The sequence below is a fragment of the Pantoea vagans genome, from assembly GCF_004792415.1.
GTDB lineage: Bacteria > Pseudomonadota > Gammaproteobacteria > Enterobacterales > Enterobacteriaceae > Pantoea > Pantoea vagans.
Map to the genome: position 1 here is coordinate 1,698,228 of NZ_CP038853.1, position 18,384 is coordinate 1,716,611.

Genomic DNA, 18,384 nt, shown 5'->3' on the forward strand with positions numbered 1-18,384 from the left:
CATCCAGCAGCGGTTAATACCGCTGCTTTTTTTTTGCTTGCGGTTCAGGAATAACCTCTGCGGCTCTCTGGCTTAACTTCCACCAACACGTTACGGACGTAAGGATTTTTTTGTGCTGATAATTATAGGTTACCTGATTGTTTTAGGCTCCGTGTTGGGCGGATATGCGCTGGTAGGTGGCCATCTGGGCGCACTTTATCAGCCAGCCGAATTATTAATGATCGGCGGTGCTGGTGCCGGTGCTTTTTTAGTCGGTAACAATGGCAAGTCGATTAAAAAAACGCTGAAAGCGCTGCCTAAGTTATTTCGCGGCTCCAAATACAACAAAGCGGTTTACATGGATTTGATGGCGCTGCTTTATCGCCTGATGGCGAAGTCGCGTCAGCAGGGGATGTTATCGCTGGAACGCGATATTGAAGATCCCAGCCAGAGTGAAATTTTTGCTAATTATCCCCGCATCCTTGCCGATAAACAGTTAGTCGATTTTATTACTGACTACTTGCGCCTGATGGTCAGCGGCAACATGAACGCCTTTGAAATCGAAGCGTTGATGGATGAAGAGATTGAGACCTACGAACACGAGTGTGACGTACCAGCGCAAAGTATTGCTGCGGTGGGTGATGGTCTTCCGGCCTTTGGTATCGTGGCCGCGGTAATGGGCGTGGTGCATGCGCTGGCTTCGGCCGATCGTCCGGCTGCTGAACTGGGCGCGCTGGTCGCGCATGCGATGGTGGGAACTTTCCTGGGCATCCTGCTGGCGTACGGGTTTGTCTCTCCACTGTCGTCAGTACTGCGTCAGAAATGTGCGGAAACCACCAAGATGATGCAGTGCATTAAAGTGACATTGCTCTCGAGCCTCAATGGTTACGCGCCGCAGATTGCGGTGGAGTTTGGTCGTAAGACGCTCTATTCCGCTGAGCGTCCGTCGTTCAGCGAACTGGAAGAGCATGTGCGTAACGCCAAGAACCCGGCTAAACAGACTTCTGACGAGGCTTCATGAAACACGGCAATCGCCCCATTGTGCTGATCAAAAAGCGCAAACATAAAGGCCATGAAGGCAGCCACGGATCGTGGAAGATTGCCTACGCCGACTTTATGACGGCGATGATGGCCTTTTTTATGGTGATGTGGCTGCTGTCGATCGCCAACCCGCAGGAGCTGGTGCAGATTGCAGACTACTTCAAAACGCCGCTGAAAGTTGCGATCACAGGCGGTGCACGCAGCAGTGACAGTGACAGCCCGATCCCGGGTGGCGGCGATGATCCGACCAAAAAGATTGGCGAAGTGAACAAAGTCGTCGATATGGACGCCCAGAAACGCAAGCTGGATGAGATTCGCCTTAACCGGCTGCGTGAAAAGCTCGACCAGATGATTGAAGCGGATCCGCGTCTGAAAGCGCTGCGGCCGCATCTGATCATCAACATGGTGGAAGAGGGGCTGCGTATTCAGATTATCGACAGCCAGAATCGCCCGATGTTTAAGACCGGTCGGGCCGAGGTGGAGCCGTATATGCGCGATATTCTGCGTGCCATTGCGCCGATCCTTAACGACATTCCGAACCGTATCAGCCTGGCCGGACATACCGATGATTTTCAGTATGCCGGCGGTGACAAGGGCTACAGCAACTGGGAACTCTCTACCGACCGCGCTAACGCTTCACGCCGGGAACTGGTGATGGGCGGCCTGGATAGCGGCAAAGTTTTACGGGTGTTAGGTATGGCCGACACCATGCGCCTGAAAAATCGTGGCGGTAACGACGCAGTTAACCGCCGCATCAGCCTGCTGGTGTTGAACCATGACACTGAAGCAGCAATAGAAAAAGAGAACGCAGAAAGTGATGCCGTCCAGATCAGCGATCCGGCGGCCATTGAACAGATTCGCGCACCTGCAACACCAGGCAGCGCGGTGAATACAGCAGCCCCCTCACAGCCGAGGTGATTCCCGTGAGTATGGACATCAGCGATTTTTACCAGACGTTTTTTGATGAAGCCGATGAGCTGTTAGCGGATATGGAACAACACCTGTTGGGCCTTGACCCGCAGGAGCCAGATTCGGAACAGCTTAACGCCATCTTCCGTGCCGCTCACTCCATTAAGGGTGGGGCCGGAACCTTTGGTTTTACGGTACTACAGGAAACGACCCATATCCTGGAAAACATTCTGGATGGTGCTCGTCGCGGCGAGATGCAGCTCAGCACCGACATCATCAACCTGTTTTTGGAAACCAAAGATATTATGCAGGAACAGCTCGATGCTTATAAAACCGCGCAGGAGCCAAACGCGGAGAGCTTCAAATATATCTGTGAAGCACTGCGCCAGCTGGCGCTCGAGGCCAAAGGTCTGCCGGTTGATGTTCCGGCTACGGTAACCACTGCCAGCGCGGAACCGGCCAGCGCCAGCGGTCTGCGTGTACAGCTGATCGACCTCAAAGAGAAAGAAGTCGACCTGATGCTGGAAGAGATGAGCAATCTCGGCACCCTGACTAATGTGCAGAAGGGCAGCACCACGCTGGACGTCTGCATTGATGGCGTCGGTAAAGATGACATCGTGGCGGTGCTCTGCTTCGTGATCGACGAAGCGCAGATCCGCTTCCCGGCCGCTGACGAAGCCGTTGCCGCGCCGGTCGCTGCTGCTGTTGCAGCCGCACCGGTGGCAGAAGAGGTTCACACCGCCAGCGTTACCGAACTGCCTGTCGCAGCGGTGAAGCGTGAAAGTAAGCGCGTCGCAGCACCGGCCAAGTCGAGCGAATCGACCAGCATCCGTGTTGCGGTCGAGAAGGTCGATCAGCTGATCAACCTGGTCGGTGAACTGGTGATTACCCAGTCGATGCTCGCCCAGCGTTCCGGTGAACTCGACCCGGTGGCGCACGGCGACCTGCTGAACAGCATGGGCCAGCTGGAGCGTAACGCCCGCGACCTGCAGGAATCGGTGATGTCGATTCGTATGATGCCAATGGAATATGTCTTCAGCCGCTTCCCGCGCCTGGTGCGTGACCTGGCGAGCAAACTTGGCAAAGAGGTCGAACTGACCCTGCTGGGCAGCTCAACCGAACTCGATAAGAGCCTGATCGAACGCATCATCGACCCGTTAACGCACTTGGTGCGTAACAGTCTTGACCACGGTATCGAAACGCCAGAGAAACGTCTGGTGGCCGGTAAAGTGGCAACCGGTAACCTGACGCTTTCTGCGGAACACCAGGGCGGCAACATCTGTATCGAAGTGTCAGATGATGGTGCCGGTCTGAACCGTGAACGTATTCTGGCTAAAGCCCTGTCATCGGGCCTGCCGGTTCACGAGAACATGAGCGACGAAGAGGTCGGCATGCTGATCTTCGCACCGGGCTTCTCTACCGCGGAGCAGGTGACGGATGTTTCAGGACGCGGCGTCGGAATGGACGTGGTGAAACGAAATATTCAGGAGATGGGCGGTCACGTTGAAATCGCCTCGAAGCAGGGCAAAGGCACCACTATTCGTATCCTGCTGCCGCTGACGCTGGCCATCCTTGATGGCATGTCCGTTCGCGTCGCCGATGAAGTCTTTATTCTGCCGCTGAATGCGGTGATGGAATCACTGCAACCGCGTGCCGAAGAGCTGAAACCGCTGGCGGGTGGCGAGTGCGTGCTGGAAGTGCGTGGTGAATATCTGCCACTGGTCGAGTTGTGGAACGTCTTTGATGTGCAGGGTGCCAAAACCGAGGCCACGCAGGGCATCGTGGTGATCCTGCAGAGCGCGGGCAAACGTTACGCGCTGCTGGTTGATCAGCTGATTGGTCAGCATCAGGTGGTGGTGAAGAACCTGGAAAGTAACTATCGCAAAGTGCCGGGCATCTCCGCCGCGACCATTCTTGGCGATGGTAGCGTAGCGCTGATTGTTGATGTATCAGCACTGCAGTCACTTAACCGTGAAAAACGTGTGGCCGGCGCTGCCGCCTGACAGATAACGAAAGGGTAAATAACATGAATGGAATGGCAACCGTGACAAAAATTGCTGGCGAAACTGTGGGTCAGGAGTTTCTGGTCTTCACGCTGGGCGACGAAGAGTACGGCATCGATATCCTCAAAGTTCAGGAAATTCGCGGTTACGATCAGGTAACGCGTATTGCGAATACCCCTGAATTCATCCGCGGCGTCACGAACCTGCGCGGCGTAATCGTGCCGATTATCGATCTGCGCGTTAAGTTTGCGCAGCCAGACGTTGAGTACAATGACAACACCGTGGTCATCGTGCTGAATCTGGAAAATCGCGTGGTCGGTATCGTGGTCGATGGCGTTTCTGACGTGCTGTCACTGACCCAGGATCAGATTCGCCCTTCACCGGAGTTCGCGGTAACCATGTCTACCGAGTACCTGACCGGTCTGGGTGCGCTGGGCGATCGCATGCTGATTCTGGTCGACATTGAGAAGCTGCTGAGCAGCGACGAGATGGCGCTGGTGGATAACCTGCGTACCGCGTAATAGCCTCCTCACGGGCTGGCTCTGGCTGGCCCGTGATTGTTACATCATGTAATAATTTACTTAATATTCATATATTTAAAATCGCTTCTCCCCCTAATTTCCTGCTGTCACCTGCCGATAATCTCACTGTCACTTTTAAATCACCTACATTGTTCAGGGTTACTCATGTTAACGAAAATCCGTGTGGTCACCAGCCTGTTGCTGGTGTTGCTGGTGTTCGGGCTGTTGCAGGCCTTCTCCGGTTCAGTTTTCTATTCCGCATTAAGCCACGACAAGCAGAGCTTCGCCGTATCGCAGCTGGCGATGCAAAACACGCAGGTGCTCAATGACGCCTATATGAGTCTCAACCAGAGCCGTGTGCTGCTGACCCGCGTTCAGCTGCGTATCGCCACCAGTAAACTGGAAGGTAAAACGGCCGATATCGCCGGTCTGTTTGAGGATAGTCAGCGTTTCCAGCAGGCAGCAGCGGGTTTCTACAAGACGTTCAAAGATACGCCAGATACCCCAGGACAGGATGAGCAGCTTAACAATCAGCTTGACCAGCGCTTCAATGATTATGCGGGCGCGCTGAACAGCCTGCAGAGTGCGCTACAGGTCAATGATATGGCCGCAGCCGCAAAAGCCCCGGTGGCACCGAGCCAGAGTGCGTTTCTGACGCTTTACCGCGAATGGCGCGCCGATCAGAGTCGCCTGACCACACTGGGTGTGGCTGAGAACAGTAACGCCTATACCCGAATGATGTGGATCCTCTCTGCCATCATGGCTGCCGTGGTCGCGGTGATTGTGCTTTGCTGGTTTGGCCTGCGCAAAATCGTAATAACGCCGCTGAATGGCAGCATTAATCACATTCAGCATATCGCCCAGGGTGATTTAACCCAGCCGATCGCGGTGGAAGGGCGTAACGAGATGACGCAGCTCGCCGCCAGCCTGCATGAAATGCAGCAGTCGCTGGTCCGCACCGTGACCAATGTCCGTGAAGGATCGGATGCGATCTTCACCGGTGCCAGTGAAATCTCTGCCGGAAACAATGACCTGTCCGCCCGTACAGAGCAGCAGGCGGCGTCACTGGAGCAGACGGCGGCCAGTATGGAGCAGCTCACCGCCACCGTGAAACAGAACGCCGAGAACGCCCGCCAGGCGTCACAGCTGGCACTCAGCGCGTCTGAAACCGCAGAAAAAGGCGGTAGCGTCGTAGCGGGCGTGGTGAAAACCATGAGCGAAATCGCCGGCAGTTCGAAGAAGATTGCCGATATCACCAGCGTGATTGATGGCATCGCGTTCCAGACCAATATTCTGGCGCTTAACGCCGCCGTTGAAGCGGCGCGTGCCGGTGAACAGGGTCGCGGTTTTGCCGTGGTCGCGGGCGAAGTGCGTAGTCTGGCACAGCGCAGCGCCCAGGCCGCCAAAGAGATTAAAGGACTGATTGATGATTCAGTCAACCGCGTCAGCGTGGGTTCGCAGCTGGTCGGCACCGCCGGGGAAACCATGAGCGATATCGTCAGTGCGGTCACGCGCGTCACCGACATCATGGGCGAAATCGCCTCGGCGTCGGACGAGCAGAGTCGCGGTATCGACCAGGTCGGGCAGGCCGTTACCGAGATGGATCGCGTCACCCAGCAGAACGCCTCGCTGGTGGAAGAGTCCGCGGCAGCGGCCGCTTCGCTGGAAGATCAGGCCAGCCGGTTAAGCCAGTCAGTTTCGGTCTTTAAAATCAAACGTGAAGCCAGGCCGACGCTGACAAAGCATCTGCCGATTGCTTCGACCGTAACAAAGGCGCTGGCACCGTGCAAAGCCCTGACGACCCCGGTGAATGATACAAACTGGGAAACCTTCTGATGTAAAGCTGCGCATCCTGGGGGATGCGCAGCAACCCCCTTTATTCCTCTGCGTAAAGCCAAACTCCGCAACGCATGCTGATAAAAATAATTACAAAAGCCACAACTCTCCTGAAAGCGTCGAAAAGCGTTAATTAATCACAAAAACCCGCCGATATAGCCGCTGCACCTTAATCAACCTGCAGGGGAACGAGATGTTAAAAAAAATAAAAGTGGTCACCAGTTTAATCGCCGTACTGGTTATCTTTGGCGCGCTTCAGCTGATTTCTGGCAGCCTTTTCTGGTCGGCGCTGAATAATGATAAAGAGGCGTTTGCGCTGTCGCAGATTTCTAATCGCAACGTCACGTCGATGACAGATGCCTATATCGCCCTGAACAACAGCCGTACCGTGCTGAACCGCGCCATGCTGCGCTTACAGACCAGCATGGCCTCGCAGATGAATGGCGGTCAGCTCGACGATCTGATGAACAGCGCCAACGCCAGGCTGGCAGAGGCCGACCGTCACTTTAAAATCTATTACGATCTGCCCGCCACGCCGGGGCTTGAAGTGGCACTGCGTGACAAACTCGAAGCGGATTACGCGCAATATGAAAAAGGGCTGAAAGGCATGGTCGCCAGCCTGCAGGCCCGCGATCTGGAAGGGATGTTTAAACAGAATATTGAACAGAAACAGGTCGCGATGCAGAGCAGCTACGGTGAGTGGCGTGCACGTCAGACCGAGCTATCCGATCAGGGTATCGCACAGAACCATAAAGCCTTTACTCAGATGATGTGGCTGCTGGGCACCATTGGCGTCGCGGTCATCGTGGTGATCCTGGCCTGCTGGTTTGGCCTGCGTCAGGTTCTGATTCAGCCGCTGCAACACCTTCTGACCCAGATTCGCGCTATCGCCTCCGGCGATTTGACCCAGCCGATTGTGGTTGAAGGACGTAATGAGATGAGCCAGCTGGCTGCTGGTATCCATGAGATGCAGCAATCGCTGGTGATGACGGTCGGTAATGTGCGTGACGGCTCAGATGCCATCTTCACTGGTGCCAGCGAAATCGCCGCCGGTAATAACGACCTGTCAGCCCGCACCGAAGAACAGGCGGCCTCGCTGGAGCAGACTGCAGCCAGCATGGAGCAGCTCACCGCCACGGTGAAACAGAATGCTGACAACGCCCGTCAGGCCTCGCAGCTGGCGCTGACTGCCTCTGAAACCGCGCAGCAGGGCGGCAAAGTGGTGAATGGCGTGGTGACGACCATGAAAGAGATTGCGGGCAGCTCGAAGAAGATCGCAGACATCATCAGCGTGATCGACGGTATCGCCTTCCAGACCAACATCCTGGCGCTGAATGCCGCGGTTGAAGCGGCGCGTGCCGGTGAACAGGGTCGCGGTTTTGCGGTAGTGGCCGGTGAAGTGCGCAGCCTGGCACAGCGCAGTGCTCAGGCCGCCAAAGAGATCAAAGGCCTGATTGAGGACTCGGTGTCGCGCGTCAACAGCGGTTCACTGCAGGTTGAAAGCGCCGGCAGCACCATGAATGAGATTGTGGGTGCCGTGACCCGCGTGACCGATATCATGGGCGAGATCGCTTCTGCATCAGACGAGCAGAGCCGCGGTATTGAGCAGGTCGGTCTGGCCGTTACGGAAATGGATCGCGTGACCCAGCAGAACGCCTCGCTGGTGGAGGAGTCTGCCGCCGCCGCCGCCGCACTGGAGCAGCAGGCCAGCGTCCTCACCCAAGCCGTCTCGGTTTTCAAAATTTCCCGCGCCTGATTTTCTGCCTTTCAGCGTGGCGGCGGTTTAAAGCCGTTGCCACGCATAAAGTTCCCCCCGACGCCGCCGATAAATAAACACGAATCGCCAACCAATGAGGTGTTTATGTTTAGTCGAGTACGCGTTGTTTCCGGCCTGCTATGTGTGCTGGCGCTGTTTGCGCTGCTGCAGCTGTTTTCCGGCGGAATGTTTTTCAAAACTGTCAGTTCAGATAAAGAGAATTTTGCCTACAACCAGCGTCTGAATACGTTGCAACAGGCGATGGGCACCTCATGGGTTTCGCTGGTTCAGGCGCGTAACACCCTTAACCGCGCCGGTATCCGTTTTCTGCAGGATGCGCAGATGTCGGGATCGGGCGCCAGCGTAAAAGAGCTGGTCGCACTGGCGGGCGAAGAGCTGAAACAGGCTGAAGTCAACTATCAGATTTTCAACGATAACCTGTCAGAACAGGGCAAAACGGCTGAAAACGTCGTGGCGTTGCAGGCGAATTATAAGGCCTATCACGATGCGCTGGCAGAACTGATGGTGTTCTTCACCACCGGCAACTTCAAAGGGTTTGTGGATCAGCCAACGCAGAGTTTCCAGGACAAGTTCCAGAAAGATTACAGCGCCTGGCTTGAGAACAACAAAGCCCTGTCACAGCAGGGCGTGGAAGCCAACCAGCAGGCTTACAGCCGCTCCATCACTATCGTCATCGCCACGCTGGCCGTGACGTTGCTGATGATTATCCTGGTGTGGAACGTGATGCGTTCAGTGCTGATCCGTCCTCTGCGTCAGAGCATTGAGCACATCCAGCACATCGCACGCGGCGATCTGACCCAGCCGGTTGAGATTACCGTACGCAACGAAATTGGTGAGTTACTGACGTCACTGCAGCATATGCAGCAGGAGCTGGCGCGCACCGTCCGCACCGTGCGTGACGGCTCAGATGCCATCTATACCGGTGCCAGCGAAATCTCCATCGGCAATAACGATCTCTCTTCGCGTACCGAACAGCAGGCTGCCTCGCTGGAGCAGACCGCTGCCAGCATGGAGCAGCTCACTGCGACCGTGAAGCAGAATGCCGAAAACGCCCGTCAGGCGTCGAAGCTGGCGCTGACCGCCTCGGAAACCGCGCAGCAGGGCGGCAAAGTGGTGGATGGCGTGGTCACCACCATGAAAGAGATTGCAGGCAGCTCCAAGAAGATTGCCGATATTACCAGCGTGATTGACGGCATTGCCTTCCAGACCAACATCCTGGCACTGAATGCGGCGGTTGAAGCCGCACGGGCCGGTGAGCAGGGGCGCGGCTTTGCCGTCGTGGCGGGTGAAGTACGCAGTCTGGCGCAGCGCAGCGCCCAGGCCGCCAAAGAGATCAAGGGTCTTATTGAGGATTCCGTAAGCCGCGTTAATACCGGCTCGGTGCTGGTAGAGAGCGCCGGTGACACCATGAGCAACATCGTCAGCGCCGTCACACGCGTCACCGACATCATGGGCGAGATTGCCTCTGCGTCAGACGAACAGAGCCGTGGCATTGACCAGGTGGGCCTTGCCGTGACCGAGATGGATCGCGTCACGCAGCAGAACGCCTCACTGGTTGAAGAGTCAGCGGCAGCGGCTGCAGCGCTCGAAGATCAGGCAAGTCACTTAAAACAAGCGGTATCAGTGTTCAATATTGGTAAAGAATTTGTCGCGCAGGCCGTTAACAAGACAACGGCGACAAAAACGCTCCAGTCAGATGCACCGTTAGCCGTTGGTCGTTCGTCTGCGGTACGCAGCGACGACAACTGGGAAACCTTTTAATCGCCCGTGGCCCGGCCGCCATTGAGCCGCCGGGCATCGCAGCAGACAGTTAATGTATTCAGTTCGGGCCAGGTGCAGAGATGAAAAAATCGACGATTTTAGATCAAAATGAGACGACAACGCTGCTGTCGCAGATGGTGCAGCGTTTACCGCTCTCCGATACGCATTTTCGCCGTATCAGCCAGCTGATCTATCAGCGTGCCGGTATCGTACTGGCCGATCACAAGCGTGAGATGGTTTATAACCGTCTGGTTCGTCGCCTGCGCACGCTGAATATCGATGATTTCGGTCGTTACCTGGCGCTGCTGGAGTCCGATCCGAACAGTGCCGAATGGCAGGCGTTTATCAACGCCCTGACCACCAACCTGACCGCGTTCTTCCGCGAAGCGCATCACTTCCCGATTCTGGCGGAGCATGCACGTAAGCGCCAGGGCAACTTCAGCGTCTGGAGTACCGCAGCGTCAACCGGCGAAGAGCCTTATTCCATCGCCATGACGCTGGCGGAAACGCTGGGTACCGGGCCAGGTAAGTTCCAGGTCCATGCCAGCGATATCGACACGCAGGTGCTGGAAAAAGCGGTGTCAGGTGTTTATCGCCAGGAGGAGCTGCGCACGCTGTCACCGGCGCAAATGCAGCGTTTCTTCCTGCGCGGCACCGGTCCGCACGCCGGAATGGTGCGGGCGCGTCCCGAGCTGACCAACCTCGTCACCTATGCACAGCTTAACCTGCTGGCCAACGACTGGGCGCTGCCGGGTCAGTTCGACGCTATTTTCTGTCGCAATGTGATGATCTATTTCGATAAAGAGACGCAGGAGAAGATTCTGCGTCGGTTTGTCCCGCTGCTGAAGCCGGGCGGCATCCTGTTCGCCGGACACTCAGAAAACTTCAGTCAGATCAGTAAAGAGTTCTGGCTGCGCGGACAAACCGTCTATGGACTGACGAAGGAAAGATGATGAGCAAAATCACCGTGATGTGCGTAGATGACTCTGCGCTGATGCGGCAGTTGATGACCGAGATCATCAACAGCCATCCGGATATGGAGATGGTCGCTACCGCGCCCGATCCGCTGGTCGCCCGCGATTTGATCAAGCAGTTCAATCCGCAGGTGCTGACGCTGGATGTGGAAATGCCGCGCATGGATGGCCTCGATTTCCTGGAGAAACTCATGCGGTTACGGCCAATGCCGGTGGTGATGGTTTCATCGCTGACCGGGAAAGGCTCCGAAATCACTCTGCGGGCGCTGGAACTGGGGGCGGTGGATTTCGTCACCAAACCCCAGCTCGGCATCCGCGAAGGCATGCTGGCCTACAGCCAGATGATTGGCGACAAAATCCGCGCGGCGGCCCGGGCCCGACTGCACAACCGTGCTGCGATGCCGGTGCCGGCGACGCTGAAAGCGGGGCCACTGCTGAGTAGTGAGAAGCTGATTGCGATTGGCTCCTCTACCGGCGGCACCGAGGCGATTCGCCACGTGCTGCAGCCGTTACCGGCGACCAGCCCGGCGTTGCTGATTACCCAGCATATGCCGCCAGGCTTTACCCGCTCTTTTGCCGAGCGTCTGAACAAGCTGTGTCAGATCACGGTGAAAGAGGCCGAAGACGGTGAGCGTATTCTGCCAGGGCACGCTTATATCGCGCCAGGCGCAATGCACATGGAGCTGGCCCGAAGCGGTGCCAACTATGTGGTGAAACTGAATGAAGGTCCACCGGTTAACCGGCACAAACCCTCTGTGGATGTGCTGTTCAAATCGGTGGCAACGTACGCCGGACGAAATGCGGTGGGGGTCATCCTTACCGGCATGGGCAACGACGGTGCCGCCGGGATGCTGGAAATGCACCGGGCAGGTGCCTGGACTATCGCCCAGAACGAAGCCAGCTGTGTGGTATTTGGCATGCCGCGTGAGGCTATTGCCACAGGCGGCGTGAGCGAAGTCGTGGATTTAAGCAACATCAGCCAGCATATGCTGGCGAAAATTAGCGCCGGACAGGCATTGCGTATTTAACAGGCCCGTCCCGCCGGGCGAGACAACTCAGGAGTAGATATGGCTGATAAAAACATGCGCTTTTTGGTAGTAGACGACTTCAATACGATGCGTCGTATTGTGCGTAACCTGCTGAAAGAGCTGGGCTTCAATAACGTAGAAGAAGCGGAAGATGGTGTGGATGCCCTCGGCAAACTGAAAGCGGGCGGTTTCGACTTCGTGATTTCCGACTGGAACATGCCAAACATGGATGGCCTGCAGCTGCTGCAGACTATTCGTGCCGACGCGGCGATGAGTTCGCTGCCGGTGCTGATGGTGACCGCGGAAGCCAAGAAAGAGAACATTATCGCCGCCGCGCAGGCGGGAGCCAGCGGATATGTCGTGAAGCCATTCACTGCGGCAACCCTGGAAGAGAAGCTGGGTAAAATTTTCGAAAAACTGGGCATGTAAGGGGATGTGATGAGCGACTTTCCGAAACCAACTGAGGATGCCGCGGCACACGACATCATTTCACGTATTGGCTCACTGACGCGCATGCTGCGCGACAGTCTGCGCGAGCTGGGGCTGGATAAAGCCATTGCCGATGCAGCTGAAGCCATTCCTGATGCCCGCGATCGTCTTGATTATGTGGTGCAGATGACGGCGCAGGCCGCCGACCGTGCGCTGAACTGTGTTGAAGCAGCACAACCCCATCAGGATAAGATGGAAGCCGGGGCAACCCAGCTGAAAGGGCGTTGGGATGCGTGGTTTGAAAACCCGATTGAACTGGGTGATGCGCGGGAGTTGGTGACGGATACGCGCGAATTCCTCACCGCCGTGCCTGAGCACACCGCCTTTACCAACAAGCAGCTGCTTGAAATCATGATGGCGCAGGATTTCCAGGACCTGACCGGTCAGGTGATCAAGCGCATGATGGATGTGATCCAGGAAATTGAGCGCCAGCTGTTAATGGTGCTGCTGGAGAACATGCCAGAAGTCAGCGCTGAGAAGCGTCAGGAAGGCACCAGCCTGCTGAATGGACCGCAGATCCACGCCGATGCACCGGGCGTGGTGGCGAACCAGGATCAGGTTGATGACCTGCTGGACAGCTTAGGGTTCTAAGCTTCGTCCGCCTGCGGGCGGACAAAACGGCTCCCGGCGTTATAAAACAGGGTCACCTTCGGGTGGCCCCGTTCCGCATTGTCAGACCCATCCCCGAAAGAACGCCTGTTTTCCCCATCTTATCTCCGCTTTAACTTAAGCCAGATTTGGCATCCTATGCTCAGAATTCCTGCCAACCGAGGTTTGTCGTGGCTGAAGATAGCGACGAAGACAAAACAGAATCGCCCACGGCCCACCGACTTGAGAAAGCACGTGAAGAGGGCCAGATTCCGCGTTCGCGCGAACTGACGTCACTGCTGATGCTGCTGGCTGGCATCATGATCCTGTGGATGGGCGGCAACATGATGGCGCACCGGCTGGCGGCCATGGTCGCCACTGGACTCCGTTTTGACCACGGCATGGTCAGGGATGACAAAATTATCGTCAGCCACATCGGCAGCCTGATCACCCAGGCACTGATGGCCCTGCTGCCGCTGATGGGCGGTCTGGTGCTGGTGGCGATTGCCGCGCCCATGCTGCTGGGCGGACTTGTTTTCAGCGGTAAATCGATCAAGTTCGACCTGAAGAAGATGAGCCCGATGGCGGGGTTCAAGCGGATGTTCGCCGCGCAGGCCTGGACCGAACTGTTTAAAGGCATCCTCAAAACCATTCTGGTCGGCGCAGTGGGCTGGTGGTACATCTGGAGCCACTGGCCGGAGATGCTGCGACTGATCAGTGAGGCGCCCGTCACCGCGCTGATTCACGGCATGGAGATGATCGCGGTCTGCTGTTCACTGGTGATGCTCGGGCTGATCCCGATGGTGGGATATGACGTCTTCTGGCAGCTCTACAGCCACTTCAAAAAGCTGAAGATGTCGATGCAGGAGATCCGCGACGAGCATAAGCAGCAGGAAGGTGACCCGCACGTTAAAGGGCGTATCCGGCAGCAGATGCGCGCCGCCGCGCGACGCAGAATGATGGCCGATGTGCCAAAAGCCGATGTCATCGTCACCAACCCGACGCACTACTCGGTGGCATTGCAGTACAACGAGAAGAAGATGAGCGCGCCGAAGGTTGTGGCCAAAGGCGCGGGCGAGATCGCCCTGAGAATTCGTGAACTGGCTGCCGAACACCGCATCCCGGTTCTGGAAGCACCGCCGCTGGCGCGTGCGCTATACCGGCATACCGAAATTGGTCAGCACATCCCCGGCGCGCTCTATGCTGCCGTGGCCGAAGTACTGGCGTGGGTCTGGCAGTCGCGTCGCTGGAAGCGCGAAGGCGGCCTGATCCCAACCAAACCAAAAAACCTGCCGGTTCCGGCAGAGATGGACTTTGCAGGAGAGAGCAAAAACGATGGCTAATAACCTGGCCGCAAAACTACGTTTACCGGGCAACTTTAAAGATATGCAGTGGCAGGTGCTGGCTGGTCCGGTGCTGATCCTGATGATCCTGTCGATGATGGTTCTGCCATTACCGCCGTTCATCCTTGATCTGCTGTTCACCTTTAATATTGCGTTGTCGATCATGATCCTGCTGGTGTCGATGTTCACCCAGCGGACCCTGGAGTTTGCGGCGTTCCCGACCATTCTGCTGTTCTCTACTTTGCTGCGTCTGGCACTGAACGTGGCTTCAACCCGTATCATCCTGATGGAGGGGCACACCGGTGCCGCCGCGGCAGGACAGGTCGTTGAAGCCTTCGGTCACTTCCTGGTGGGCGGTAACTTCGCCATCGGTATCGTGGTGTTTATCATCCTGGTCATCATCAACTTCATGGTTATCACCAAGGGTGCAGGTCGTATCGCCGAAGTGGGCGCGCGCTTTGTATTGGACGGGATGCCCGGTAAGCAGATGGCGATCGATGCCGACCTCAACGCCGGTCTGATCGGTGAAGATGAAGCGAAACGCCGCCGTGCTGAAGTGACCCAGGAAGCGGACTTCTACGGTTCGATGGACGGGGCCAGTAAGTTCGTTCGTGGTGATGCCGTCGCCGGTATCATGATCATGGTGATCAACGTCATCGGCGGCCTGCTGGTGGGTGTGGTGCAGCACGGTATGGATGTCGGGCACGCCGCAGAGACCTATACGCTGCTGACCATCGGTGATGGTCTGGTTGCCCAGATCCCGGCGCTGGTTATCTCTACCGCAGCCGGTGTTATCGTGACGCGCGTCGCCACCGATCAGGATGTCGGCGAGCAGATGGTTACCCAGCTGTTTAAGGATCCCCGCGTACTGATGCTCAGCGCCGGGGTGATTGGCCTGCTGGGTCTGGTGCCTGGCATGCCTAACTTCGTCTTCCTGCTGTTCACCGCCGCCTTGCTGGGTCTGGCCTGGTGGCTGCGCGGACGCGAAACGCAGCCGAGGAAGAAAGTGGACGTTGCTGGCAGCATCAGCAACAAAGCGGCGGCGGACACGCCAGCCGCCACCGAAGCCTCCTGGACCGATGTACAGCTGGAAGATACGCTGGGCATGGAAGTGGGCTATCGCCTGATTCCGATGGTCGATCATCAGCAAAACGGCGAGCTGCTGGGCCGTATCCGCAGTATCCGTAAGAAAGTTGCGCAGGATGTCGGTTTCCTGCCGCCGGTGGTGCATATCCGTGACAACATGGAGTTGCCACCTGCGCGCTATCGCATCCTGATGAAAGGGGTGGAGATTGGCAGTGGTGATGCCTATCCTGGCCGCTGGATGGCGATTAACCCGGGCACGGCTGCCGGCAGTCTGCCGGGTGAAGCGACTGTCGATCCGGCCTTTGGTCTGGCGGCGGTCTGGATCGACAGCGCGCTGAAAGAGCAGGCGCAGATTCAGGGCTTTACCGTGGTAGAAGCCAGTACCGTGGTCGCAACACACCTTAACCATCTGATCGGCCAGTTCGCCAGCGAGCTGTTTGGCCGTCAGGAAGCGCAGCAGCTGCTGGATCGCGTGACGCAGGAGATGCCGAAGCTAACTGAAGATCTGGTGCCGGGGGTGATCTCGCTGACCACGCTGCATAAGGTACTGCAGAACCTGCTGGTGGAGCGGGTCTCGATTCGCGATATGCGCACCATTATTGAAACGCTGGCGGAGCATGCGCCGGTACAGAGCGATCCGCAGGAGCTGACCAGCGTGGTGCGTGTGGCGCTGGGCCGTGCGATTACGCAGCAGTGGTTCCCGGGCAATGAAGAAGTGCAGGTCATCGGGCTGGATTCCACACTGGAGCGTCTGCTGTTACAGGCATTGCAGGGCGGTGGCGGCCTGGAGCCGGGTCTGGCCGATCGACTGTTAAGTCAGGCACAGGCGGCATTGCAGCGTCAGGAGATGCTGGGCGCGCCACCGGTGCTGCTGGTCAATCATCCGCTGCGTGCGTTGCTGGCGCGATTCCTGCGCCGCAATCTGCCGCAGCTGGTGGTGCTCTCGAATCTGGAGCTGAGCGACAATCGCCAGATCCGTATGACTGCCACCATCGGAGGCAAATAATGCGCGGGCTGCTGATGGTGCTTTTCATGCTGCCGATGCTGGCTCAGGCGGCCGGTGGTGCCTGGAGTGCCACGGCCAACGGCCCGCTGCTGGCGAATCGCGGCAGCTGGCAACGGGCGCAGCCGCTGACGCCACCCGCCGATGTCGGCGGGGAGGTCAGCATCATTAACTGGCGTTATGAGCTGAGCAGACCAGCGCCGTCGGGCCTGGAAGTGCGGCTTTGCGGCGAGCAGCGCTGCACCACGCTTGAGGGTGCCAGCGGCACCACGCGCGGGCTGGCACATCTCAACGCTGGCGAAACCCTGCATATGGTGTTTGGTTTTGCCGGCAGCGGGGCGCTGCCACCCGGATTGCGGGTGGTGAGCAGCGAAGTCATGGTTAATTATCAGTAAAAGTCTTGCTGCTGAGTTGATGAAAAGGGAGACAGACGAACACCGTCTGGCTCCCTTTTTCATGATGGTGCTGGCTGTGAAATGATGTTGACCTGGCACGCCTGCCAGATGATGCACCTGTTCGACGCTCTGTCATGACCCTATGCGTGATAAAACTTTCACGCCACCTGATTCTCTTTCTGCGTCAGAAAATCCTTTAAGGGCGTTACACGGCTGATCTCCTCCTGAGCCCTGGTGTCATGCATGACTTCCCAGATATCGACACTGTTTTGCAGGTTAAGCCAGAACTCAACGCTGGTGTCAAAGGCGGCGGCCAGCCTGAAAGCCATATCCGGCGTCAGCTTCCGGTTGTTGTTCACCAGGGCACTGACCGTGTTGCGGTGCACCTTGAGCATCTCCGCTAAGTCGAGAATCTTCAGGCCGGTTGGCTCCAGATATTCGTAAAGTAATACATCGCCAACAGTGGTCGGTTTGCGTGTCGCCTGGTTCATAGTCTTGCTCTCTTTATTTACTGACAGAGGTTGATAAGGCTCTTTCATTCAGGCAGCAGGCTAGCGCACCGCAGCACAGTGCGCAAGTGCGCAATATGTCTTCAGGCGTTAACGCCCTTCATTCCCTCCTCAGAATAACGACCGCCTTTGACCTCAATCTGCTGATGAATCGTATTCAGCAACCGCACGTCATCCTCTTCCAGCCTGATATCCGCGGCCTGCGCATTCTCAGTGAGATAAGCAATCTGTTTAGTGCCCGGTATCGGCACAATTTTTTCATACTGGGCCAGCAACCACGCCAGCGCAATCTGCCCGGTGGTGGCGTGATATTTCTCCGCCAGCGGCGTTACCGCGTTAAGAAGTTGCAGATTGTGGTCGATATTGTCCTGCTGGAAACGGTCATTGTTTTTGCGGAAATCGTCTTCGGCAAAATCGCTGTTGTTGCGATATTTACCCGTCAGAAAACCTCTGCCCAGCGGTGAGTAGGGCACCAGTCCGATGCCAAGCTTTTTCACCATCGGCAAAATTTCTTCTTCGATGTCACGTGTCCAGAGTGAATACTCCGTCTGCAGCGCGGCCAGCGGATGGATCGCGTGCGCCCGACTCAGCGTTGCAGCAGAGGCTTCACACAGCCCAATCCGGGCGATCTTCCCCTCCTGCACCAGACGGCTGAGACACTGTATGCTCTCCTCAATCGGTGTCGCCGGGCTGATGCGATGCAGATAAAAGAGATCGATACGCTCAACGCCCAGCCGTTTCAGGGAAGCATGGCAGCTGCGGGTGATGTAGTCGGGCTGATTATTGATGGTGCGGGCATAGGCCTCGTCCGCCGGACGCTCAATGCCACATTTGGTGGTGACGGTAAATTTCAGCCGTTCGGCTTTGCTCAGCCCGGCAAGAAACTGGCCTATCAACTGCTCGTTGTGGCCGCGCCCGTAAAGGTCGGCGGTATCGATAAAGGTGATATCCAGGTCGCGCAGCTGGCTGAGCAGTTGCAGGGAATGACGGTCATCGGTCTGACCATAAAATTCGCTGAGCCCCATCGCGCCATAACCGATAGCGCTGACCTCCAGACCCTGAGTTAACGTTCGCTTTTTCATTGTCTCTCCTCGTAAGTGAGACGCGATTGTTTCACCGTAGGCCGAAGCATGGAATTGCTC

16 protein-coding genes are annotated in these 18,384 nt (G+C 56.9%); 14 read left to right on the forward strand and 2 right to left on the reverse strand.

What is annotated here, in order from left to right; genetic code table 11:
• Positions 1-112: 112 nt before the first annotated feature.
• The 14 genes from motA to flhE all read left to right on the forward strand — a co-directional run bounded on the left by motA (position 113) and on the right by flhE (position 16,733).
• A complete protein-coding gene (gene motA / locus EGO56_RS07845; RefSeq protein WP_003849139.1) occupies positions 113-1,000 on the forward strand; it encodes a flagellar motor stator protein MotA in 888 nt (295 codons plus the stop codon).
• A complete protein-coding gene (gene motB / locus EGO56_RS07850; protein ID WP_135908364.1) occupies positions 997-1,938 on the forward strand; it encodes a flagellar motor protein MotB in 942 nt (313 codons plus the stop codon). The genes motA and motB overlap by 4 nt, the downstream gene beginning before the upstream one ends.
• 11 nt (positions 1,939-1,949) lie before the next feature.
• Positions 1,950-3,932, forward strand: a complete 1,983-nt coding sequence (gene cheA, locus EGO56_RS07855; protein ID WP_185948883.1) for a chemotaxis protein CheA — start codon at positions 1,950-1,952, stop codon at positions 3,930-3,932.
• Positions 3,933-3,955: 23 nt separating this feature from the next.
• The gene (gene cheW, locus EGO56_RS07860) at positions 3,956-4,453 is read left to right on the forward strand and encodes a chemotaxis protein CheW (RefSeq protein WP_013358230.1); all 498 of its coding nucleotides are present in this window, start codon (positions 3,956-3,958) and stop codon (positions 4,451-4,453) included.
• A 165-nt stretch (positions 4,454-4,618) separates the two neighbouring features.
• Entirely contained in the window at positions 4,619-6,289 is a 1,671-nt protein-coding gene (locus EGO56_RS07865) for a methyl-accepting chemotaxis protein (RefSeq protein WP_135908365.1), read from the forward strand.
• A 193-nt stretch (positions 6,290-6,482) separates the two neighbouring features.
• The gene (locus tag EGO56_RS07870; RefSeq protein ID WP_135908367.1) at positions 6,483-8,045 is read left to right on the forward strand and encodes a methyl-accepting chemotaxis protein; all 1,563 of its coding nucleotides are present in this window, start codon (positions 6,483-6,485) and stop codon (positions 8,043-8,045) included.
• Between the two features lie 105 nt (positions 8,046-8,150).
• Positions 8,151-9,827, forward strand: a complete 1,677-nt coding sequence (locus EGO56_RS07875) for a methyl-accepting chemotaxis protein (RefSeq protein ID WP_033732948.1) — start codon at positions 8,151-8,153, stop codon at positions 9,825-9,827.
• Between the two features lie 80 nt (positions 9,828-9,907).
• On the forward strand, positions 9,908-10,780 hold the full coding sequence (cheR, locus tag EGO56_RS07880) for a protein-glutamate O-methyltransferase CheR (RefSeq protein WP_013358226.1): 873 nt from the start codon (positions 9,908-9,910) through the stop codon (positions 10,778-10,780).
• Entirely contained in the window at positions 10,780-11,829 is a 1,050-nt protein-coding gene (locus tag EGO56_RS07885) for a protein-glutamate methylesterase/protein-glutamine glutaminase (protein WP_033783339.1), read from the forward strand. Before cheR ends, EGO56_RS07885 begins: the two co-directional genes overlap by 1 nt.
• A 39-nt stretch (positions 11,830-11,868) precedes the next feature.
• Positions 11,869-12,258 (forward strand): chemotaxis response regulator CheY, encoded by a 390-nt coding sequence (cheY, locus tag EGO56_RS07890; RefSeq protein WP_010258559.1) that lies wholly within the window; start codon positions 11,869-11,871, stop codon positions 12,256-12,258.
• A gap of 9 nt (positions 12,259-12,267) precedes the next feature.
• Entirely contained in the window at positions 12,268-12,909 is a 642-nt protein-coding gene (gene cheZ, locus EGO56_RS07895) for a protein phosphatase CheZ (protein WP_013358224.1), read from the forward strand.
• Positions 12,910-13,097: 188 nt separating this feature from the next.
• A complete protein-coding gene (gene flhB / locus EGO56_RS07900) occupies positions 13,098-14,249 on the forward strand; it encodes a flagellar biosynthesis protein FlhB (protein ID WP_013358223.1) in 1,152 nt (383 codons plus the stop codon).
• Positions 14,242-16,341: a flagellar biosynthesis protein FlhA gene (flhA, locus tag EGO56_RS07905; protein ID WP_135908369.1), complete on the forward strand. Its 2,100-nt coding sequence runs from the start codon at positions 14,242-14,244 to the stop codon at positions 16,339-16,341. Before flhB ends, flhA begins: the two co-directional genes overlap by 8 nt.
• The gene (flhE, locus tag EGO56_RS07910; RefSeq protein ID WP_135908371.1) at positions 16,341-16,733 is read left to right on the forward strand and encodes a flagellar protein FlhE; all 393 of its coding nucleotides are present in this window, start codon (positions 16,341-16,343) and stop codon (positions 16,731-16,733) included. The genes flhA and flhE overlap by 1 nt, the downstream gene beginning before the upstream one ends.
• Positions 16,734-16,891: 158 nt before the next feature.
• Here flhE and EGO56_RS07915 read toward each other — a convergent pair whose 3' ends face one another.
• Together EGO56_RS07915 and EGO56_RS07920 are read right to left on the reverse strand one after the other, a co-directional pair.
• Entirely contained in the window at positions 16,892-17,224 is a 333-nt protein-coding gene (locus tag EGO56_RS07915; RefSeq protein WP_135908373.1) for a HigA family addiction module antitoxin, read from the reverse strand.
• Positions 17,225-17,325: 101 nt separating this feature from the next.
• Positions 17,326-18,324 (reverse strand): aldo/keto reductase, encoded by a 999-nt coding sequence (locus EGO56_RS07920; RefSeq protein ID WP_135908375.1) that lies wholly within the window; start codon positions 18,322-18,324, stop codon positions 17,326-17,328.
• Positions 18,325-18,384: the final 60 nt, after the last annotated feature.